This window comes from Virgibacillus oceani, assembly GCF_014638995.1.
GTDB classification, from domain to species: Bacteria; Bacillota; Bacilli; order Bacillales; family Amphibacillaceae; genus Virgibacillus_E; species Virgibacillus_E oceani.
The window spans coordinates 181,095-202,380 of the sequence record NZ_BMFR01000003.1; the positions used below are offsets into that span (position 1 = coordinate 181,095).

Below are 21,286 nucleotides of genomic sequence, written 5' to 3' on the forward strand. Positions count from 1 at the left end.
AACTATATGAACTAGAAAAACTGAATAGAACACTGTTTCTTTTATTAGGTACACTAGATCCTATTCTGATTGCTCTGAATCTTGTTCTGCTTGTTCTCCTTCCTGATTTTCCGCTGATTCCTTATCCGGATTCTTTTTTTCCTTTTCCGGGGGCTTTAGTTCTACCCCTAGATAATCACCCTTCTTAATAGCAGTACCTTCTTTGATACTTTGACTGAAGGCATAACCATTTCCTATTGTTTCAATATCCAATTGAGCTAATTCTGCCAGCTGTAAAACATCTCTTAATGACCAGCCAATAATAGCTGGCATGGTTGGCTCGTCGGTTAATAACAGTATCCTGTCATTTGGTAATAATTCTTCCCCTTCAGCAGCACTTGCTCCAATAATTTTGTCACCTGCACCAATTACCGTTACATTTAACCCTTTTAAAGCTTGTTTTGCAGCCTTTGTACCTTCGCCTTTTAATTCAGGAATCTTAACAGTTTGAACAGAATTAGTCGATTCCTTATCCGGTTTAATGTTTAAGTAATGCAGACTATTTTTCATGACATTTTTAAAAATAAATGAAACTGGCACGGATCCATGTTCCGCCTCTAATTGCGGATGCTTTATCGAGACATACATCATTAGCTGCGGATCATCTGCAGGTGCCATCCCTAAGAAAGAAAAGATATATTTTTCGCGACCAGTCGCATATTTTCCATCAACAGTATATTGTGCAGTACCTGTTTTACCAGCAACAGAGTAATCTTCAAGACTGAAGCCTTTTCCTGTACCATCTTCTGCCGTCACAACAGAACCTAACAATTCCATCATTCTATCGGAGGTTTCTTTAGAAATTGGTTTGCCAACTACCTCAGGTGACGTTTCCTTCAGTTCTTCACCTGTAATTGAGTCAACAATTTTTGAAATAACGTATGGTTTAACCATTTTTCCATCATTTGCAATTGCAGAAGCTGCTTTCATAATCTGAATAGGCGTAAATGTACTTGCCTGTCCGAACCCAGTTGAAGCAATGTCTCTTGGTGCATTGGGATTATGCACAATTCTTCCAATAACTTCACCTGGTAAATCAATTCCTGTCTTTTGATTAAAATCAAATGCTTTTAAATAGTTTAGATACTTTTCCGGACCAATTACTCCGCTTACCAATTTTGCCGCAGCGACGTTTGATGAGCGCCTGAATCCCTCATTGAAAGAAATGGTGCCCCAGCCTCTTCCGCCGTTATGGTCATTTATCGGCACGCTGCCTTCTGTAACTTTATAGCTGCCCGATTTATACATTGCATTCCCATTATAAACACCTGCATCGATCGCTGATGCCCATGTGAACATTTTCATTGTCGACCCTGGTTCAATTGGTGTCGAAACTGCATCATTGTACCAATTTTCCACATCTGCGGGGTTATTGGGGTTATAGCTGGGTCTGTTGCTCATTGCTACAATTTCACCTGTCTTTGGATTCATGACAATCGCGGTCATTCGTTCAGGCTCATATTTTTTATCTACTTGTGACATAACATCCTCTAGTAACGTTTGAACCTTTTGATCAATAGTTAGATAGACATTATCACCGTCTTTTGGTTGTTTAATAACCTCGTTTGGATCTAATAGTTTTGTATTATATTTATCGCGCTGATAGGAAATATGCCCTGCCTTACCGCTCAAAAGCTTATTCATTTCCCGTTCCATACCGGTTACACCTGAGGTTTTCCCATCTTCACCCTTACGCGCAAATCCAATAATATGTGAAGCGAACATTCCATTCGGATAATAACGGATAGCTTCCTTGTCGAATTTTATACCAGGTAAATCCAGATCTTCAATCTTATCCTTCGTTTTCTGTGATAACTCTTTTCCTCCAGATCCAAATTCCACTTGGAACTTATCGTTTTTAATCCCTTTCTCAAGCCTTTGTTGAATATAGCTTTTATCTATATTCAACAAAGGAGCCAGCACTTCCGCAGTTTTCTCCGGATCTTTTACATGCTTTGGCTCCTCTTCATCTGTCGTATATGTTTCATCCACAATGGCATAAATACTAAAAGTCGGACGGTCATATGCCAATGTCATTCCATTGCTATCAAAAATTTTGCCTCGTTCTGCATTTAAAGGATAGGATGATGTCCGTTTTTTATCAGCCCATTCTTCTAACGAAACACCGTTAATCTCACCTGTAGCTTGTATGTACAAAAACCTTCCAGTTAAGATTAAAAATATCGCAACAAATACAAGAATAAAAATTCCTGACATAAAGTGTGTTGTCTTATTTTTTTTCATGACATATTCACCCTGATTATTTGTTTATCAAACTTGCATGTTTAACCTCTGAGTCTTGTATTTTCAATCCATTTTCTTTTGCAATCTTAATGATTCTTTCAGGTCTGCTCAATTCTTTTTTTTCATATTTCAACCCGTCATTTTCAACTTTCTGGGTTTGAATTGTACGTTCTAATGATTGAATTTCCCTATTTACTGAATCAGTCGATGATGAAAAAGAAACAATGAAAATACCAGCTAAAATTAAACAAACACCTACCACAGTATACAATACTTTCTCACCTTTTGTAATCCAGCTGCTTTTACGAACTTTAATTGCAACTTGCTTTTCCCTTTGCGGCGAATGCGAAGTGTGAGTTGGTTGAAAGCTGCGTGCTTGATTTGTACTCATTATTTTTTCCACCCTTCTTGATAAGTAAAATCTGAATTCCATTCGTTAACTTTTTCAACAATACGTAACTTTGATGATCGTGACCTGCGATTTTGTGAAAGCTCCAAATCACTTGGTACGATTGGTTTACGAGTAATCATCTTAAATGGTGCTTCATGTCCCTTGGGTATAACCGGTAAATTCCGTGGTACTTCCCTAGCAGTGCTCCACTTTTTAAATGCTTGTTTGCATAATCTGTCTTCTAGAGAATGAAAGGTTATAACCGCTATCCGCCCTCTAACATCAACAGCTTTCGCCGCTTGATGTAACGCATCGTTAAATGCTGCTAGTTCGTCATTAACAGCAATTCGCAATGCCTGAAAAACCCGTTTAGCAGGATGCCCGCCTTTCCTTCGTGCCGGTGCTGGAATACCTTCCTTGATTATTTCTACTAATTCGTGTGTTGATTCAATTTCGTTTGTTTTCCTATATTCTTCTATTTTCCTAGCTATTTGTTTCGAAAATTTCTCCTCGCCATATGCAAAAAATATTTTCACTAACTTTTCATATGGCCATGAGTTGACAATTTCGTAAGCAGTCAGATCTTGTTCCTGATTCATACGCATATCAAGTGTTGCATCATGCTGATAACTAAACCCACGTTCCCCGCGGTCCAACTGTGGTGAGGAAACGCCTAGATCAAATAATACCCCATCAATGTGGTCAATATTATGTTCGGCAAGCATTTCTTCAAGCTTGCGAAAATTAGCATGAATAAATGTAATTCGATCGCGATAAGCATCCAATCTAGATTTAGCTGCATTTAGAGCATCTATATCCTGATCAAACGCCAGCAGCAATCCGTTTTCACTTAATCTGGAAGCAATTTTTTCGGAATGCCCACCGCCACCAAGTGTACAGTCTGCATATGTACCATTTGGGTTGATATTTAATCCAATAATCGTTTCTTCTTTTAAAACGCTATAATGTTCAAACATGGGTTACACCTGCTTCTATGCTGTTAGATATCAAAATCCATTAGATTCTCGGCAATCTCCGCGAAAGATTCCTCAGAGTCAGTGAAATAGTCATCCCAATTTTCACTCGCCCAGAATTCAATTCTGTTTGATACGCCAATAACGACGCATTCTTTTTCCAATACTGCGTAATTTCTTAATGGTCCTGGAATGTTTATTCTTCCCTGTTTATCAATTTCACATTCTACTGCTCCAGAAAAGAAAAACCGTGTAAAAGCTCTTGCATCTTTTTTTGTAAGTGGGAGTTTCTTTAACTTTTCTTCTAATAGTTTCCATTCGTTCATTGGGTATGCAAACAGACATTTATCAAGTCCGCGTGTCACAACAAAGCTATCGCCAAGCTCTTCACGAAACTTAGCAGGGACTATGATTCTCCCCTTCGCATCAATGTTATGCTGAAATTCACCCATGAACATATGGTTCTCCCCACCTTCATGTTTTTATATTACCACATCCCCCCACAATCCACCACCTAATTTTCCAAAAAAACTTTTTCCAGTTTAAATTTAGTTATAAAGTCATAAAAAAAGCTGTCCTTATAGCCTTCCGTTACGGTTAAAGAAATTCGCAAAACAAGTTGTAAATACAATTGTTTTGCATATTGAACCGTAATGATAAGCTAAAAGACAGCTTTTATTTGTTATGGTGGGGGAAAGTGGTACCCCCCAAAAAAATATTAAAATTTAATGATCAGTCAAAGGTTTATAAATATACTAGGTAATGCTCGTTTTCAAATGAGCAATTTGCTTTTGTCAGGTCCTTAATGAACTGTACACCGTAATCATTTATCCATGGTAATGGATTCCACATTCGCTCCTGCAATCCGCCATTAGGACGAAGAACAGTATTAATCACATTAAATTCATATAATTCCTTTGCATATTTTTCCTTCATCTCTTTCATTAAACGATCTTCCAAAAATTCAATATCACAAAAAAGATAATTTAAATTTTTATCGGCTAGATCACCTAGGTCTGAACGAATGCTTTTTGCTGCTTCACGAAGCGGCCTGTGGGCTTCATCAATCGCTTCCTTTATCCCTTTAGCAACTTGGGGTATGGGCGGATCATTTTTAGCAGCAAGCCACTGATCCCGCTCCGATTCCACTCCATAGTTTACTGCATATTCGCCCGTTAAATCATATTTCATTAACAACTTTTCCACATTTCGCTCAACAAATGTATACGACAGGCGTGGAATGACTGGTGGCATGTTTATCTTAAATGCTTGAAAAACCGGTTTAAGTGCAGACCAGTAGCTTATTTCTCCCGGACCACCAATAAACGCTAAACTTGGGAAAAGCAATTCTTGCATTAATGGCCGCGTTACAACATTATTACTTAGAAGCTCTGGTTTTTCTTTAGCAATTGTTATGAGTTCCTTCATTGTTAAAAGCACTTCATTTTGCTTACCTACCCAGTCACCTGAATCATTCCGCACTAATAATACCCGTTCACCATTCTTATGATAAAAAATGTGTGCATCATTTTCTAAAACACCCAGTGAAATAGTATATCCCTTCTGCTTTAACCGACGTTCATTATCGTAAACACCTTTACTTATTTCTGGTTGAAGCTCAAGTAAGTTTACAAAGCTGTCATTTTCCAATTTCCGTATTTCCGGATTAGATGAATCAACTAATACGACACCCTCATCATCAAATATCTGATAAATTAATCTTGCAAAGAAATCAACATAATTATCAGCCTTATCCAGACAATCCTTAACAGTCGCAAATAAATGTTTTGTATGTTCAGTTTCCTTTAGCTGTTCAAACACAGATGTCAGCCACTGGTTTGCATATGTTTCGTCTTTGGGAATATGGCCAACAGATTTTTTTCCCAATACGCGCTGCAATAATTTATATTTTTTCATCTTTGGAACGTCTGGCAGGAAAATATGATTAATCTCATCAAAATCATGATCTTCTCCGGCAATCCAGAAAACAGGTATAACCGGAAGTTGCAATTCTTCTTCTTGCTGCCTGGCTAATTGGATAATCGATATAAGTTTATTTATGGAATACATCGGTCCGGTTAACAGACCTGCTTGCTGACCGCCAATCACGACAACGCTATTCTCATCTGTTAACCGCTCAATATTCTCATATGTAGCCTTAGGGGCTTCCCAATTATGATTCATGATTTTTAATGCTTCCGACAGTTTTTTTCGATTAAATTTTCGTTCCTTTAAATCCTTGATCCTGTCTTGATATGTCGTTTTTTCAAAAGGAAGGTAATCAAAATACTGCATAATATTTTCTTCACTATTACGATAATCCGTTATTAATTTAGATTGTTTCTGTATTTGAATAGGGTCGATCCTCATAAGATTACTTCTCCTTTAAAACGTAATGGGTATAGTCCAATACGTATTGTACATAAAACCCAATAAAATTTCATTTAATCTGTTTGAACCTAAAGTAAAACGGGTTTGATCAGGGGCTAAAAGCGTAAATAAGAGACCGCAGTAAACACGGAATTTAAATACGATTCGAGCCACTCGCACGCAAAACTATGACAAAATTTCCTGAACAAGACCAATGCATACTAAGCAGACATAACAGAAGGAAAAAAATAAAAAAGAAAAGCGCCAAAACCCTTTGAATGCTTTAGAAAATACGACCTCTGTTTTCAGTTTCCATTGGATAATGATGATACATGTAAAGAAACTTAATAATACAATTAGAACAAATGCGGCAAGCTGTTTCTCAAATACAATGGTTAATAATGCAATTACTGCAAATATGTAAAGGCAAGTTGTCCAATTGACTGCAGTATGAATTGCACGCCATCTTTGTTTATGTATTTTCAGTGCAATTTTATACACAATCCAGGTCGCAGCAAGTGGCACCGTAATCAACAATGCAATGAAATAAATAATAATATCGAACATGTTTACTCCTTAATCCCCTTCATAACCTCCAACGCTCTAATGCTGTCATAAACAAATGCTGTATATGGAATATGGTATTTACTAACATTTAATAAATAGCCGGAAATAGCCTCATTTTCAGTTTTTCGTTCTTCCTGTAAATCCTTACGCATGGATGACACATTATCCTTTGTTGCATCCGCAACTGCCTGAACCCTGGACCATTGCTCTTGAAAATTTAAACCTAATGCCAAAGCCGCTTCACCGCATAAATGCTTTGCCAATTTAGTTAAAGACGGATTACGCAATAGTTTTCCGTTGTTCACATCAAATAGTGCCGTAAGTGGATTGATTACCGCGTTAATAACCAGCTTTTCATGCAGCATTTGCTCCCAATCTTCTGCTAAGCAAACAGGAAATACTGGATTTACTAACTGATTTGCGAATGTTTTTAGTTCTTTTATATCCCGATTAAACGCGGCAAGCTTAATAACCCCTTTTCCTGTATGGAGTATAGCATGATCACTTAATTTTAGCGCACCATGTTCCACAGCTCCTACAAATATTGGTTGGTTAAAATGCTTTAAATAATCGACATGTCCCATACCATTTTGCAAAAAAACCACTGGCATTCGCTGATCGGATTTATGTATCATTGAAACAATATCCGAAATACCTCCTTGCTTTACACAGACGATTAGGCAATCTTCCTTTTTTAATTCATTAGACAGTAAAGCCCTGACCGGATGTTCGATTTCCGAATTTGATACGGATAAGCGATATTCATTTAATGCCTGTTTTTGCTGCTCTCTTCTTACGTAAATTGTTACGGTGTGTTCATAACTCAGAAGGGCACTGACTAACAGACCAATCGACCCTCCGCCAATAACTCCAATGTTCATTTGCACTCACCTGTCCGTCTAAATCTTTATGCCTATTGTAGCAAACTATTTATAACTGAAACAGATAAATTTATGCCGTTTTCATTATTTTTCCTCGTCTACATTTCAATCTATATCTATTTATATTATAATAAAGGGAATAATGATTTTAATATCGTGATTTTGATAAGGGGGAGAAACGGATGATAAAGGTAGAAAAACTTTTAATTAATTATAAAACCTTGGAACAATTTAAGCGATTTAAAGAATATGGAAACCAGGAATTGTCCATGCTTGAGGATCTGCAAAGCAATATCGTGGAAAATGACAGCGAATCGCCGTTTTATGGCGTGTACTACGGTAATACACTTGTTTCTCGCATGAGTCTATACAAGGTACAAAAAAAATATGATCAATACTTTGAACCTGCACAGGACTATTTAGTGCTGTGGAAGCTTGAAGTATTGCCAGATTTCAGAGGAAAGGGCTATGGTAAGGCACTGGTTGAATTTGCAAAACAATATCAATTGCCAATAAAAACAAATCCTCGTATTAATTCACAAGGATTCTGGGAAAAAATGGGCTTCCAAAAAGCTAAATATGATATGGAACGGGATTTAGGCGAGAATCCATTAATCTGGATGCCAGAGGGTGTAGAAGAAAAAGAGGTCTAAATAAAACGTAGACATGAATGTTTAAAGCATTCATGTCTATTTTTTTACTCGGTATCAGCTTTATTCACCCAGCTCCATAGATTGCCCATTTCTTTCCATGCATCTTCATAACGGAGCAGCTGAGCCTTTAAGTATTTATTTTCTTCTTCTAAGTTTTGTACCTGTTTCTCATATTCCTGTTGTGAAATTTGATTTTCAGGGGAAAAATTTATTTTCATTTTTTCTAGTAATGAAATTGCGGTATCAATCGTATCCTTCTCATGACTCGATTTTGGTTCGATATAATTCCATGTATTTTTTCTGCCACCTTGTTTCCGTTCCTCCTTAGCATGAGTCACGGCGTCTTGATAATTCTTGCGTATCGTTGCATTCCAACGAAACCCGCAAGCAGCCGAAGTACGCGATAATTGTTTTGCAACTTCTTTGAATGCCTCTAATTGGGTTTTACCCTCTCTGATATAACGAAGCACGGTTTCAGCTAAGATTACGTCCTCATCTTTCGTCCATGCATCTTGGCGTGTTGCATTCATAACATCCCTCCTTATATGTTTGCTATCAATGTATGCAAAAAATAGGAGTGATAGAATAACTGTTTTACTATTTTTAATATTACACCTGTGATTATCGGGATAAAAATTTCGCTACAGCATGTTTATGCTCCCTAGAGTCCCAAAGATTAGCGCAATTTCGCACTTCCTCATCCATCAGTGCAGACAGGCTAAGAATAGACAATTTTTTTGTATACTGTTTTTTTAATATTTTCATTTGATCATATGACTTTGTTCTATATGACTCTAATAATTTCGTTTGATCACCCCAGTTATCATCCATTACTATTTTATGGATCCAGCCACATTCATGCAAAAAGGCCGCACTATGTATGGCAGCTTCCATTATCCACTGATAAGCAAAGCTAGAATGAACTTTTTCGTATAAGAGTGCTCCTCCTCCCCAACCTGGTGAGATTCCTAGTTTTGTTTGGATAAAACCGAATTTATTCGATTCCCTTGCAATTCGAAAATCACATGCTGTAGCTATTTCACACCCTCCTCCAAGTGCATCGCCATTAAGCAAACATATTGTCGGCATTGGAAAGGATGCTACTTCAAAGAGTACCTCCTTCATTGCATAGAGCTCTTGAAACGCCTGTTCAACTGTCAGACCGCCATGCAAATCCTGCAAATCTCCACCAGCGCAAAACATTTTATCTCCTGCACCAGTAATCACTAAAAATTTTGCCGAATCTTTCCTAGCTTGTTCAATAGATCGCTTCAGCTCCTTAACCATTTCTTTGGATATTGCATTTCTTTTCTCTGGACGGTTTAATGTGATAACACTATAACCTTCATCAAATAGCTGATATTTTACAGCACTTATCATTCTATTCCCTCTTTCGTTATGTATATAGCTTATAGTAGCATATATTGTTGCTTATCTTTATCAAAAAACAGCAATCTTTAATAAATAGAAAAACAGACCACTGATAAGCGTGATCTGTTTGATTTAAACTATTTATTATGCTTCTACTACTGCTTTTCCATCGTAATGCCCACAAGATTTACATACATGATGCGGTTTAGTTAACTCTCCACAATTTGAGCATTCTACCATGCCAGGTACGTGTAATTTTTTATGAGTACGACGTTGATTTTTAACCTTTTTAGACGTTCTTCTTTTTGGTACTGCCATGACTTACACCTCCTTCAAACGAAAGCTAAATAAATATTCCTATTTCTCTTTCTTTTTATCCTTCAGCAAAGACTCCAATTTTTTCAAACGTGGATCTATTTTTTGTTCAGTTTTCTCATTGGAAATAAAATCCCATCCATCGCCATTCATAGGGGCATTCTCTTTTGCATTTGCATCATCAGAGAATACTCGAAATGGAACCTCTAGTAAAATATTTTCCTTTATATACGGGGTTAAGTCAAGCATTTCTCCATCAATTGGATGAATTTCATTTTCCATTTCTTCTTCCCCGTAATATGTGGAAAGCGAAAACACTTCATCAGCCCTGATTTTAAAGGAATATGGCACATCAACTAAGGTTCGTGCACATGGCAAAATCATTTTACCTTTTATAGTAAATGAAAAGAATAATTGTTCCCCTTGAACGTGACATTGCCCAGAAACATGTACAGGTTCAATGTTGCGAATATCATTGTTCATCGTTTCTAATTCGGAAACGTCAACCTTTCCGTCAAATGTGAAAGGCTCATTATGGGTAGTTCTTTTAATCTGTGCTACCGAAAATTTCATTATATCACCTCTAACGAGCAACAAAAGTTATTTTAAAAGGAAAATAGACTTTTGTCAACATATTTTCTTTACAGAATGACAATTTAATGTAAAAAATCTGCACTTTTTTTGTGTAGCATACCCAATAACTATTACATTAATCAATCCTGCAATCCGGAAATGCTATTATTCCATATTTTTGTTAAAATGGATGCAACAAACAACTATTTAGGAGATGAACAGATGCAAGCATGTGGTTTAATAGTAGAATATAACCCATTCCATAATGGACATGTTTATCATCTAGAAGAGGCACGGAAAAAGTCGAATGCGGATTGCATGATTACCGTAATGAGCGGGTCTTTTTTGCAGCGTGGTGAACCCGCTATTATTGACAAATTTCACAGGACTAAGGCTGCGTTAAAAAGCGGTATAGATATTGTTGTTGAATTACCCTATGTTTTTGCGGTTCAAAGCAGCGATTTGTTTGCAAAAGGATCTGTCCAAACATTACATGAATTAGGAGTCTCTTCTATTTGTTTTGGAAGTGAATCCGGTGATATCACTGATTTTACTTCTAGTCACACTACATTTAAAGCACGTGAAACACAATACAGAGAAACACTGCAATCAAATTTGGACTTAGGCTTATCTTTCCCTGAGGCAAGCAGGATTGCTTACAGAGAAATTGGTTTAACAACAGACCGAATGGATCTTTCTAAACCTAACAATATTCTGGGTTTTAGTTATGTAAAAGCTATTGTGGAAAACAATTTACCAATTGAACCACTTACAATCAAACGAAGCAAAAGCAACTATCATGATGAAACAATCACCAGCTCCATTGCTAGTGCAACAAGTATACGAAAGGAGCTCTTTGCTTTTGGAATAATGACACCTGAAATTGCAAGCACCATTCCCGAAAATACTGAACATCAATTAAAAATTTACAAAGAGAAAACAAAAGTTTGGCACTCATGGGAAGCATATTTTCCATTCCTGCATTATCGAGTAATGACGATGACAACTGATGAATTACAGCAAATTCAAGGTGTGGATGAAGGTTTGGAAAATAGAATTAAAAAGACTGCAAACCAGGCTGCCTCTTTTCAGGAATGGGTCGAGAAAATAAAAACCAAACGATATACATGGACAAGGCTGCAGCGGATTTTCGTACATATTTTAACAAATACAAAAAAGGCAGATATGAACTTTGTGCAAAGCTTATCCAGGATACCTTATGTTCGTATTCTTGGACTAACGGAAAATGGGAAGGCATACCTTAATCAAGTTAAAAAAGATATGGAAGTACCTATTGTAACTCAATTAAGCAGAAGCATGAATGAAATGCTATCAATTGAAGAAAAAGCCAGTCACGCTTATTACAGTATTTTGCCGCCTGCTATAAGAAAACAGCTTCACCGCCAAGAATTAGCACCACCAATCTTTGTTTAATGGCTGTTTCCCGCCACTGATGGTGCGTCTTATTTCGTTAATCATCTATCATTTACTTAATTAAAAGAAGTGGATGTAACAAAGTATTTTTAGGCAAAGAAAAATCCGAACTGTGAATTCTTCCATTAGAATTTGTACAGTTCGGATTTTTTGGTAGTTTGTCTTTTGACCCAAATGTTTTAATTTGTCCTATGCAACTTCTTTTTTTCACTTAAGATCCTGTAGGTATTTTAACGCATCATCAAACGTATCTACTGGAACAATCTTCATGTCTGATCCTATTTCCTTAGCAGTTTTTTTAGCGATTTCATAATTAGAGTCAGCAGCACCGTTTTCATTTGGCGCAAAGAAAACTTTACAACCCTCTTCATCCGCAGCAATTACTTTTTTATCTATGCCACCTATCCGCATCACATTACCTTCATAATCAATTTCGCCTGTCCCGGCAATCTGATAGCCGTGTGTTAAATCTTCTTCAGTTAACTGATCATAGATTTCCAATGAGAACATTAATCCTGCACTTGGCCCTCCAATACTGCCACTTGAGAAATTCACTTCCGGATCAACTTCGACATGTCGATCGGTTACAAGCTGAATTCCTATGCCAACTTTGTTTTCAAGTTCCTCAAATGTTTTTAAGGTAACGTCCTTGGTAATTGTTTTCTTATCACGTACCAACTCAATCGAGATTTCATCGCCAGCTTTTTTATTTTCAACATATTTGATTAATTCTTGTGACTCTTTAATTTCATTACCATCGATCCCAATAATCCTATCGCCCATTTTTAATTTGCCGTCCGCCGGCATTCCTTCAATCACTGTCACTACATAAACACCATCATATTCAATTGTAATATCCTCATTTGCTGCTTTATAGGCAACTACTGTTGATGCTTCCTGTGAATTCTCCATCATTTGCAATTGAACATGAAAATACTCCTCCTCGGAGATGCCTTCAGGTCTTATCTCTTCAAGCGGGTGAATTTCCTGGTGCGGAAGCAGTTTAGCCCAAAGATACTGAATTGGAGTTGCCTGACCTCCCCTTACCGTAACGAGGTGCATATCTCCATCACTTTCATATCCACCATCAACCGTAACAATTGGATTTAACGCATCCGCTCCACCAGGCTTATATATGTAATACGGTAATTTATAGGCGGAAAGGAAAAAAGCGATGGCTACTACAATAACTAAGTATAGTATTTGCCGTTTAGTAAATTTCACTGCAGGAACTCCTTCCATTTCTTACAGGTTACACATATCAATTTCTATTCTAAGAAAAGTGTATGGCATATTTGCCAAGGGTATGTGCGTATATTGATAGAAGACTTGTACTAAACACGAGAGTACATTGTGAAAGTAACTCTATCAGTCTTATATGTTTGCCCATTACTTTTAAATAATAAGCTAAAATCATTCTACTACTAACAAAAACATAAGTACAGAGTAAGCTTACAATAGGGGGCTTTATGTTGAAACAAATAATCAAAACATTATTACTGGCCAGTATTACTTGTTTTATTGCATTTGCAATATTAAAATTCCCTATGGATGCGACTGAAGCAAGTATTCGCGGATTAACCTTATGGTGGGAGAAGGTCTTCCCCACATTATTGCCTTTTTTCGTTATAGCTGAATTGTTACTTGGGTTTGGTGTCGTCAAATTTATTGGTATTCTGTGTGAACCAATTATGAGGCCAATTTTTAATGTGCCAGGTGTTGGAAGTTTCGCCTGGGTTATGGGGATGGCAAGCGGTTATCCTACAGGTGCCAAAATATCAGCTCGCCTCAGAGAGGAAAATCAGATTACGCAAATTGAGGGGGAACGTCTGGTATCGTTCACTAATGCCTCTAGCCCATTATTTATTTTCGGTGTTATATCTGTCGGTTTCTTTGTTGATGAAAAGCTTGGTATTCTTCTCGCAGTTTGTCATTATCTGGGCAATGCTTTGGTGGGGATTTGCATGAGATTCCATGGCAGAACACATGAACAGAATACACAGCATTCAACAAAACAAAAGATATCGATTATGAAAGCATTGCAGGAAATGCACCGCACCAGATTAAATGACCCTAGGCCAATTGGGCAAGTACTTGGTGAAGCCGTTTTAAACGCTGTCAAAACATTAGTTATGGTTGGTGGCTTTATTATCATTTTCTCTGTTATTACAAAATTATTATTTCTTATAGGTGTGACACCGTTTTTAGCTAAAGGTTTTCAATCTTTTTTTCACCTTCTTTCCCTGCCGATCGATTTGGCTCTCCCATTCCTGTCAGGGCTGTTTGAAATTACTATAGGCGGAAGCATGATTTCTCATGAGGCTACTGATAATTTATTAGCACAACTTGTGGTCGTAAGTTTTATACTTGCCTTTCATGGTTTTTCTGTACAGGCTCAGGTTGCGAGTATAATAGCGAACACGGATATTCGATTTACTCCTTATTTTTTTGCACGATTTCTTCATGGACTATTCGCAAGTCTATTAACAATTATTTTATTTAAACCATTATACTTAAATCGACAGGTGTTCGATATGGAAGAAGTTCCAGTGTCGAAGGGATTTCAGCAAAGTATATGGACCGATTTCATACGTGTGCTTGAACAAATTGGACCTTTAATAACTTTTTTTGCGCTAGGGGTTGCTATTATCGTTTTGTATCGACGAAAACAGCATAAATGAAAGGATGCTGCAAGCTGAATAAGCTGGCAGCATCCTTTCTGCTAATTAAATTTATCCTTTAAAGCTTTCTCTACTATTTCAGGTACTAAATCAGAAACATTCGCTTTATATTTAGCTACTTCTTTGACGATACTTGAGCTTAGAAATGAGTACTGATTGTTCGTCATCATAAAAAGGGTTTCAATATTTTCATCAAGCTTCTTGTTCATGGATGTAATTTGCATTTCATATTCGAAATCACTTACTGCCCGTAATCCGCGCAAAATGGCATGAGCGTTCTGTTTCCTTGCATAATCGATTAATAATCCATTACTAGAATCTACGGAGACATTAGGGATATCCTTTGTTGTTTCTTTTAATAAAGCAATCCTTTCATCTACCGTAAATAATGGTGCCTTTGATTGATTGTTGAATACAGCAACAATCACCTGATCAAATATTTTTGCCCCCCTCTGTATAATATCTAGATGTCCATATGTAACTGGATCAAAGCTTCCTGGACAAATCGCTAATCTGCTCAATGGAAAGCTCCCCTTCCTATTTCTTTTTATAGATGGTTATTCCAATTGTTCCACCATAACTTTCTTTTTTAAGTACTGATAAATTACAGTGTTCATCTGGTAAAATTTCATTACTATCATGCTCACAGTATATAATTCCATTCGAATTAAGCAATTCAAGTTCATTAATTGCATTCAGGAATTTCATATAGTCTACTTTGCCATAGGGCGGGTCTAGAAAAATAATGTCAAAACGCAATCCGCGTTTTGCAGCCGCATGAAGCGCCCGATATGCATCAGCACGAAAAACTTCAGCTTTCTGCTCAATGTTAAATGATTTTAAATTCTGTTGAATCGTATGTATTGCTTTTGGATGCTTATCAACAAATACGCACTTTTCCATTCCTCTGCTTATTGCTTCAATTCCAAGTGATCCACTTCCAGCAAATAGATCCAAACACAGTCCATCTTGAAAAAAAGGACCAAGTATTTGAAAAACAGCTTCTTTCACTTTATCCGCAGTTGGTCTTGTCGACCTCCCTGGAACTGCCTTTAACTGCCTTCCTTTTAATTCTCCTGCAATCACACGCATACTATGACCACCTTAATTTGGCACTATTCGACATATATCCTACCATAAAACGATGACAAGAACAAAAGTGAATACCAGAAACATTCAAAAATAGAGTTGGTATGGAATACACGATTAAAGTTTCATATAAGCGTATATTATTTTTCCCCTCGTACATACTAACATAATGAGACAGCTAATACTTTGCTTGGTTGTTTCAAAACACGGAGAAGACTTACATTTCCCCATAAGTTCTTCCTCCGGTTTCTCCTCTCCCTTTGCCTTTTTGTTTTCGGAATTAGAAAACAAAAAGACCTGCAGAACTATTTCTGCAGGTTTTTCTTTTTAAAAGACTATAAAAACCTTATGGCACTAACTATGTAAGAACCTTAAAAGGTTTTCAGATTCCCATTTTATAATCGTATTGTTTTGCCTTATCCGGCTTTGCATTTTCAAAATCAGTTTGAATAAAAGGTTTGTATGATCGATCAATTTTAGATACAAAAGACAATTTTAATAACCGTTTTTCAATATCTTCCAAATCGGCTTGGTCCACATATAGTACTGCATAACGTAAACGTTTAGATGTGTACACCAAATGTCCATAGCGTTTTATTTGCTTTATATTTTTCATATGCTGAAACCAAACAACGATCCCTTGGCGATATGTTCTCATTTTGTTTCCTCACTAACTGACATCTATTTTAGGATAGTGTATCAGAATAGGGCAATTACATCAATACTCTTAAGATGCTTGGCAACCGCATCCGCCGCTTCCGCTTCCACATCCACATCCGCCATCACTTAAGGCGGCTCCATCTTTAGGTGCCTTAATCTGTTCACTTGCGCTTATGGCTACTAGCTGGCTTATTTCGTCCAGAAGCTTTTGTAAATTTCGTTCGGCAATTTTAAATGCTGCCACTTTGTCATTCATATCCATTTCGCGTTTTGTTGAACGAACCGCTTTCATAATCTGGTTGTAATCAGGATGGTACCTGCCGAAGCGCTGTACATCCTCATACTGATCTTTTATATCTATAAAAGCTTTAATTAGCTGTTGTGCCTTCTTGTCTTCTTGAAGTGCCTTACGGGAATTTTCATAAGATTCCATTACATCTGAGTGTAAAATCATTTTACCCAGTTCCTCAGAATGATCAAGAATTTCTACATATTCCATTGAAGCTATCATATGATTCACCTCCGCCTTTATCTTATCACGTTATGATGGCTGTGAAAACGAAAAAGTGAAACTTCATTCAGTGGAGGTGTCCATTTACTCCACTGAATGTTAGTCAACGAACATGACCTAATTGGTGGAAATTAATCTTTCATTGCACCTGCAAGTTGAATAAACATACCAATCATTTGCGCCTGGTTACTGATTTTTTCTAACTGCTGCGGAAATGTTTTTCCATAAAACTTTTTTGCTTCTCGTGGAAGTTCATATATTTTGTTTGGATCTCGTGTAATATAACGATACCAGATTGGATTATAACGAACAAAATTTGCCAAATCGGGATTAGATTGCAGATACTGATAGCTTGCTGGCTGCATCGTAACCCTCCTAGTCCCTAAACCAGTTAAATCTTTGATTTTGGTTATCCGGTATTTTTGGCAACTCTTTTGTGTCTTTAAATTGCCCCAGCATTTCCTGTACAGTAGATAATGTAGAGCTTAATTGCTGTGCTTGTTTTTGTACTTTGTTAAGATCAATGTTTTCCGTGAGCTTTAACAATTGGCCAACAATTTCAGATTGTTTATCAGTGCCCTTTTTCTTTGTTTCATCTTTATTATTGCTATCATCCTTATATGAATTCCACATTGGATCATCTTCGCCAAGCAATACCCATTGCTCGTAATGTCCCTGCCACGATTGCCCACTTTTTCTTACTTCTTCAATAAGCTTTGGGTGTTCCTGTAAAAAAGCTTTGAATTCTCTCACAGTAGGATGTAAATTATCCTCATTCACTCGTCTCACCTCACGTAAAATATCCAAACTATATTAAATACATCGTTATGTTTACACATAAGACATAAACTGCGACTTAAATTTTTCATTTTATGTTTAGCAGGAATGAATATGCTTTTTTTATTTCCTCATCACCATAAACGTATGAAGTTATAAAATATCACATTAGTGTATTCCAGAACGGTAGTCTAAGCATTTCATTACGTCGCACGCAGTTTACGGAAACTACGTAGTAAAGAGCTACAAAAGAAAATTTTATTACTACTATGGTATGATAACCACCTATAAACTGTGAAAAGTCCCAAAGAAAAAAGACCCTCCAAGGTCTTTAATTATGGCTGCTGAACAAAATTTTGTGTGTAATACAATTGGTATACACCTACACCTAAGTCTGTATAATCCGCATTGAGCAATGCCTCCCGGTGTCCCTTACTATTTAGCCAGCCTTCCATCGCGGCAGGTGCGTCTGGATATTGCGCCGCTATATTCTCACCTGCTCTAAAGTAATATACTTCGTTTGCTGCCAACCGTTCTTTTAAACCATCACCGTTTTGGCTGTAATGAGAAAAATAATTATGTTTCGCCATGTCCTCACTATGCAGGAAAGCTACTTCACTTACATTGTCATTCCATTTCAATACCTTCTTATCAAATTGCTTCCTAATTACATTGGTAATATCAAAAATTTGCTGCTCCATGCCACTTTCAACTTTATCCCATTGCTCTGAATTCAATTCCGGCTGATCAGGCAAGTCCCCGCGATATTCCATTGCATATGGACGATGTTTGAGCAGAACATCTCCGGTCATTACACGTATTGATGATAATTTGTTCGTAAATGTATCAAAATAACATTGTACAAACACATTCTCTCCTATTTTTGTTAATGGCCGCATTTTTATTTCATTTTTGTCTAATTGAAATGAATAGGATGATATTCCCGTACTGTATGTAACTCGATTTTCAAATTCAAAGCGTTTATTTATTTTGTCATACACTTGTCCAATTTGTATCGGTTCCGCCGACAAATTGTTTCCAGTTGCATATACAGTTAGAATTGTATTATCCTGAATACCAAATTGGATATATTGTTCATTTTTGTCTGTGTAAACCCACCACACGTATCCATATGCACTTAAGTCTTTCCGTTCTGGTTTACCAAAACTCTCCGTTAACTCTTCCACAGAATTTCCTATCCATTGATATAAGTCTCCGTCTAAATCCACTTTATACTGTCTATCCTCAGGTATCGTTTTCGATGAAAGTTGATTTTTCTTTTGATTAAAAGATTTGCTGATACTGGTAATAGCCTCTTCGGACGAAACACCGCTTTTTGCAAATATGTACCAGCTGCCTAAAACTAGTAAAATTAGTATAACGATCACTTGAATATACCGCATAAATGCTATTCCCCTTTATTTTGCTTATAATCATATTATATATATATGTACTAGAAGTCTATTCCATTCTATTTTCTCTACTATTCATGTTATTAAATTCAGAAACAATTTAGAACGTATTATTCGCTGTAATTGTGATATAACTATCTTATGTATCAAGCAGAGGCTATAGATTGTAATTCTCTTTTCGATTGCAACTTGGGTTAATTCGTACTATTATAGAAATAGTGAGGATAATTATGTGAGGTGGAAAAAATGAGATTAGAAAATACAGGAATAGAAGATGCAGTTGTCGACCTAAAACCGTTAGATCACTTAATGGGAAAACACGCTTTTATTCGAGCAGGCCAATGGGATTACGAACGTGTAACCTATGACTATAAAATTGGTTCAAAAGAAAAAAATATTACATACTATATTCGTATTCAAGGCTATGCACTTGAAGGTGATGTTGATCGTGGAAATGCAGTTATTAAATTGTCAACGCCACTTTTAGGAAAGCATTATTACCCACATGGAGTTGAATACGGCGAAGAAGAAAACTTCCCCGAAAATCTAATTGAACGAGCAAATAGTCTTGTTACAAAAATCCAAGAAGAAATTAATCAATACAAAAAATAATAGTGATCAAAAAGGAAACAGCTGCTTGAATCTGAGCGGTTGTTTTTTTGTTCTAAAAAATTATCTGTTCAAACCAGTCATTACATGCTATATTTCTATATAACAACAGATTTTATTGAAAGGAGTACTCCCATTAAATTGTTTCGGAATATTTCAAAGCGTCAATGGACATTAATTTTTTTAACCATTTTACTCTTACTAGCATTGTATTTTATTTTGCCGATTTCGATTCCCTTAATTGCTGCATTAATAACTGCCCTAATGCTTAACCCTGCAGTCAGACTGATTCAAAATAAAACAAAGACGAGCAGGAAAACATCAGTAATCATTGTTTTTATGCTGTTTTTACTGTTAATCGGGATTGCTGGAACATTTGTTGTTACAAAAGCGATAACAGAGGTAGTTAATTTTGTGGAGGATGTTCCAGAATATTTTAGTGAATTAAATCACGTTTATGCGGAATGGGAAAAAGACTTTACACAATACTCGAAAAGCTTGCCACCTGAGTTTGTAAAAGAAGTCTCCAAAAGTTTAGAGGAAAATTTAACAGCATTAAGCACTACCGCAAAAGAAAAAATTACGATCGATAACATAACAAAAATATTTGCTAAAATACCGCAATACTTAATAAGCTTTTTAGTGTACTTAATTGCCTTATTCTTATTTATGCTAGAATTGCCACTTGTAAAGGCTAATACATATAAACTCATGAGAAAAGAAACAGCAGAAAAAGTAACCTTCATGAACAGACGACTATCCAGCGTAATACTTGGATTTCTGAAGGCACAATTCTTAGTAAGTGTCATTATTTTTATTGTTTCATTAATCGGTTTGTTTATCATTGCACCTGAAGTAGCAATTGTTATGTCACTGATCATATGGGTCATTGATTTTATCCCTATTATCGGTTCCATCGTTATTCTTGGCCCATGGTCATTATTTATGTTCTTATCTGGGGACATTGCGATGGGGGTAAAGCTTGCGATACTAGCAATTATCCTTCTGGGAATTAGACGTACAGTTGAACCAAAAGTAATGGGAAAACATATTGGTCTATCACCGCTAGCAACACTTATTGCCATGTTCTTAGGTATTCAGCTTATGGGGATTAGCGGATTTATTCTTGGTCCATTATTGTTAATCATGTTTAATTCTGCTTCAGAAGCAGGTATTATTAAGTTAAATATTAAGATTTAAGACTTTATAAAAAGGTGTGAAAGCAAATTGCTCTCACACCTTTTTTATTATGATCCTAATATCGCTTTCAGCATGCTGGTTGTTTCCCCGCCGTCATAAATGATGTATAAAAGTAAATAAACCATAACACCAGTTAATGCACTAAAGAACCATATAACACTGGTAATTGGACCGATTTTTCGGTGGATTGTAATTTTCCGCCTAAATGCCAACGTTAATGTCACAATTCCGAATATCGCCCCGGTGGTAGCTAAAAATATATGAAAGATTAAAAATATCGTATAATACTTTTCAATGCTTTCCGGCCCACCGAAGCTTGTATTACCAATAAAAGCAGTTCGGGACATATAAATGATAAAGAAAATAAGTGCACTGATTGCTGCAAGGATCATTGTCCGTTTATGTGCAGCTGCCTTCCCTTTAACAATAAATCTCCATCCAATTGCAATTAGTATAGCACTTAATACGATAAAAAATGTACTGATTGTCGGTAATAATGGCATATTTAACATTTGTTCCTTTCATCAAAAAGTTA

25 protein-coding genes are annotated in these 21,286 nt (G+C 36.5%); 5 read left to right on the forward strand and 20 right to left on the reverse strand.

All coding sequences use genetic code 11. From position 1 onward, the window contains the following. Window positions 1-60: 60 nt before the first annotated feature. From IEV74_RS06175 to IEV74_RS06205, 7 genes are all read right to left on the reverse strand, one after another. The gene (locus IEV74_RS06175; RefSeq protein WP_188454488.1) at window positions 61-2,283 is read right to left on the reverse strand and encodes a penicillin-binding protein; all 2,223 of its coding nucleotides are present in this window, start codon (window positions 2,281-2,283) and stop codon (window positions 61-63) included. A 16-nt stretch (window positions 2,284-2,299) separates the two neighbouring features. Further along, complete coding sequence (gene ftsL, locus IEV74_RS06180) at window positions 2,300-2,674, reverse strand: cell division protein FtsL (RefSeq protein ID WP_188454489.1); 375 nt, start codon at window positions 2,672-2,674, stop codon at window positions 2,300-2,302. Beyond that, window positions 2,674-3,651 (reverse strand): 16S rRNA (cytosine(1402)-N(4))-methyltransferase RsmH, encoded by a 978-nt coding sequence (gene rsmH / locus IEV74_RS06185; protein WP_188454490.1) that lies wholly within the window; start codon window positions 3,649-3,651, stop codon window positions 2,674-2,676. The genes ftsL and rsmH overlap by 1 nt, the downstream gene beginning before the upstream one ends. 23 nt (window positions 3,652-3,674) lie before the next feature. After that, window positions 3,675-4,106, reverse strand: coding sequence for a division/cell wall cluster transcriptional repressor MraZ (gene mraZ, locus IEV74_RS06190; protein WP_188454491.1), 432 nt, complete (start codon window positions 4,104-4,106; stop codon window positions 3,675-3,677). A 286-nt stretch (window positions 4,107-4,392) separates the two neighbouring features. Beyond that, window positions 4,393-6,018: a bacillithiol biosynthesis cysteine-adding enzyme BshC gene (bshC, locus tag IEV74_RS06195; protein WP_188454492.1), complete on the reverse strand. Its 1,626-nt coding sequence runs from the start codon at window positions 6,016-6,018 to the stop codon at window positions 4,393-4,395. A 186-nt stretch (window positions 6,019-6,204) separates the two neighbouring features. Beyond that, window positions 6,205-6,585: a DUF3397 domain-containing protein gene (locus tag IEV74_RS06200; protein ID WP_188454493.1), complete on the reverse strand. Its 381-nt coding sequence runs from the start codon at window positions 6,583-6,585 to the stop codon at window positions 6,205-6,207. A gap of 2 nt (window positions 6,586-6,587) precedes the next feature. Then, window positions 6,588-7,466: a 2-dehydropantoate 2-reductase gene (locus tag IEV74_RS06205; RefSeq protein WP_188454494.1), complete on the reverse strand. Its 879-nt coding sequence runs from the start codon at window positions 7,464-7,466 to the stop codon at window positions 6,588-6,590. A gap of 182 nt (window positions 7,467-7,648) precedes the next feature. On the opposite strand from IEV74_RS06205, the gene IEV74_RS06210 reads away from it, so the two are divergent. Then, on the forward strand, window positions 7,649-8,119 hold the full coding sequence (locus tag IEV74_RS06210; RefSeq protein WP_188454495.1) for an N-acetyltransferase: 471 nt from the start codon (window positions 7,649-7,651) through the stop codon (window positions 8,117-8,119). 44 nt (window positions 8,120-8,163) lie between these two features. On the opposite strand, the gene IEV74_RS06215 is transcribed toward IEV74_RS06210, so the two are convergent. The 4 genes from IEV74_RS06215 to IEV74_RS06230 form a co-directional block, all read right to left on the reverse strand. Further along, window positions 8,164-8,649 carry an RsfA family transcriptional regulator gene (locus IEV74_RS06215; RefSeq protein ID WP_188454496.1) on the reverse strand — a complete coding sequence of 162 codons (486 nt, stop codon included), beginning with the start codon at window positions 8,647-8,649 and terminating at the stop codon, window positions 8,164-8,166. Between the two features lie 91 nt (window positions 8,650-8,740). Next, on the reverse strand, window positions 8,741-9,499 hold the full coding sequence (locus IEV74_RS06220; protein ID WP_188454497.1) for an enoyl-CoA hydratase/isomerase family protein: 759 nt from the start codon (window positions 9,497-9,499) through the stop codon (window positions 8,741-8,743). 135 nt (window positions 9,500-9,634) lie between these two features. Next, window positions 9,635-9,808 carry a 50S ribosomal protein L32 gene (gene rpmF, locus IEV74_RS06225; RefSeq protein WP_188454498.1) on the reverse strand — a complete coding sequence of 58 codons (174 nt, stop codon included), beginning with the start codon at window positions 9,806-9,808 and terminating at the stop codon, window positions 9,635-9,637. A 39-nt stretch (window positions 9,809-9,847) separates the two neighbouring features. Continuing rightward, a complete protein-coding gene (locus tag IEV74_RS06230) occupies window positions 9,848-10,378 on the reverse strand; it encodes a YceD family protein (protein ID WP_188454499.1) in 531 nt (176 codons plus the stop codon). 186 nt (window positions 10,379-10,564) lie between these two features. Between IEV74_RS06230 and IEV74_RS06235 the strand changes: the two genes are divergently transcribed. Beyond that, window positions 10,565-11,812: a nucleotidyltransferase gene (locus IEV74_RS06235; protein WP_308418978.1), complete on the forward strand. Its 1,248-nt coding sequence runs from the start codon at window positions 10,565-10,567 to the stop codon at window positions 11,810-11,812. 207 nt (window positions 11,813-12,019) lie between these two features. On the opposite strand, the gene IEV74_RS06240 is transcribed toward IEV74_RS06235, so the two are convergent. Further along, window positions 12,020-13,036 (reverse strand): SepM family pheromone-processing serine protease, encoded by a 1,017-nt coding sequence (locus tag IEV74_RS06240; RefSeq protein WP_188454500.1) that lies wholly within the window; start codon window positions 13,034-13,036, stop codon window positions 12,020-12,022. A gap of 245 nt (window positions 13,037-13,281) precedes the next feature. Between IEV74_RS06240 and spoVV the strand changes: the two genes are divergently transcribed. Continuing rightward, window positions 13,282-14,493, forward strand: a complete 1,212-nt coding sequence (gene spoVV / locus IEV74_RS06245; protein ID WP_188454501.1) for a dipicolinic acid transporter SpoVV — start codon at window positions 13,282-13,284, stop codon at window positions 14,491-14,493. A gap of 41 nt (window positions 14,494-14,534) precedes the next feature. Here spoVV and coaD read toward each other — a convergent pair whose 3' ends face one another. The 7 genes from coaD to IEV74_RS06280 form a co-directional block, all read right to left on the reverse strand. Continuing rightward, window positions 14,535-15,014: a pantetheine-phosphate adenylyltransferase gene (coaD, locus tag IEV74_RS06250; RefSeq protein ID WP_188454502.1), complete on the reverse strand. Its 480-nt coding sequence runs from the start codon at window positions 15,012-15,014 to the stop codon at window positions 14,535-14,537. A 16-nt stretch (window positions 15,015-15,030) separates the two neighbouring features. Further along, window positions 15,031-15,585: a 16S rRNA (guanine(966)-N(2))-methyltransferase RsmD gene (rsmD, locus tag IEV74_RS06255; protein WP_188454503.1), complete on the reverse strand. Its 555-nt coding sequence runs from the start codon at window positions 15,583-15,585 to the stop codon at window positions 15,031-15,033. A gap of 379 nt (window positions 15,586-15,964) precedes the next feature. Further along, on the reverse strand, window positions 15,965-16,240 hold the full coding sequence (locus tag IEV74_RS06260; RefSeq protein ID WP_188454504.1) for a YlbG family protein: 276 nt from the start codon (window positions 16,238-16,240) through the stop codon (window positions 15,965-15,967). A gap of 69 nt (window positions 16,241-16,309) precedes the next feature. Continuing rightward, on the reverse strand, window positions 16,310-16,753 hold the full coding sequence (locus IEV74_RS06265) for a YlbF/YmcA family competence regulator (RefSeq protein ID WP_188454505.1): 444 nt from the start codon (window positions 16,751-16,753) through the stop codon (window positions 16,310-16,312). Window positions 16,754-16,884: 131 nt separating this feature from the next. Continuing rightward, on the reverse strand, window positions 16,885-17,118 hold the full coding sequence (locus IEV74_RS06270) for a YlbE-like family protein (protein ID WP_188454506.1): 234 nt from the start codon (window positions 17,116-17,118) through the stop codon (window positions 16,885-16,887). 10 nt (window positions 17,119-17,128) lie between these two features. Continuing rightward, window positions 17,129-17,533 (reverse strand): YlbD family protein, encoded by a 405-nt coding sequence (locus IEV74_RS06275; RefSeq protein ID WP_188454507.1) that lies wholly within the window; start codon window positions 17,531-17,533, stop codon window positions 17,129-17,131. Between the two features lie 332 nt (window positions 17,534-17,865). Then, window positions 17,866-18,933, reverse strand: a complete 1,068-nt coding sequence (locus tag IEV74_RS06280) for a CAP domain-containing protein (protein WP_188454508.1) — start codon at window positions 18,931-18,933, stop codon at window positions 17,866-17,868. Between the two features lie 255 nt (window positions 18,934-19,188). On the opposite strand from IEV74_RS06280, the gene IEV74_RS06285 reads away from it, so the two are divergent. Both IEV74_RS06285 and ytvI read left to right on the forward strand, forming a co-directional pair. Beyond that, window positions 19,189-19,554: a YugN family protein gene (locus IEV74_RS06285; RefSeq protein WP_188454509.1), complete on the forward strand. Its 366-nt coding sequence runs from the start codon at window positions 19,189-19,191 to the stop codon at window positions 19,552-19,554. Between the two features lie 138 nt (window positions 19,555-19,692). Beyond that, window positions 19,693-20,751 (forward strand): sporulation integral membrane protein YtvI, encoded by a 1,059-nt coding sequence (ytvI, locus tag IEV74_RS06290; RefSeq protein WP_188454510.1) that lies wholly within the window; start codon window positions 19,693-19,695, stop codon window positions 20,749-20,751. Window positions 20,752-20,798: 47 nt separating this feature from the next. Here the strand turns inward: ytvI and IEV74_RS06295 are convergent, their stop codons facing one another. Beyond that, window positions 20,799-21,254, reverse strand: a complete 456-nt coding sequence (locus IEV74_RS06295; protein ID WP_188454632.1) for a DUF420 domain-containing protein — start codon at window positions 21,252-21,254, stop codon at window positions 20,799-20,801. Window positions 21,255-21,286: the final 32 nt, after the last annotated feature.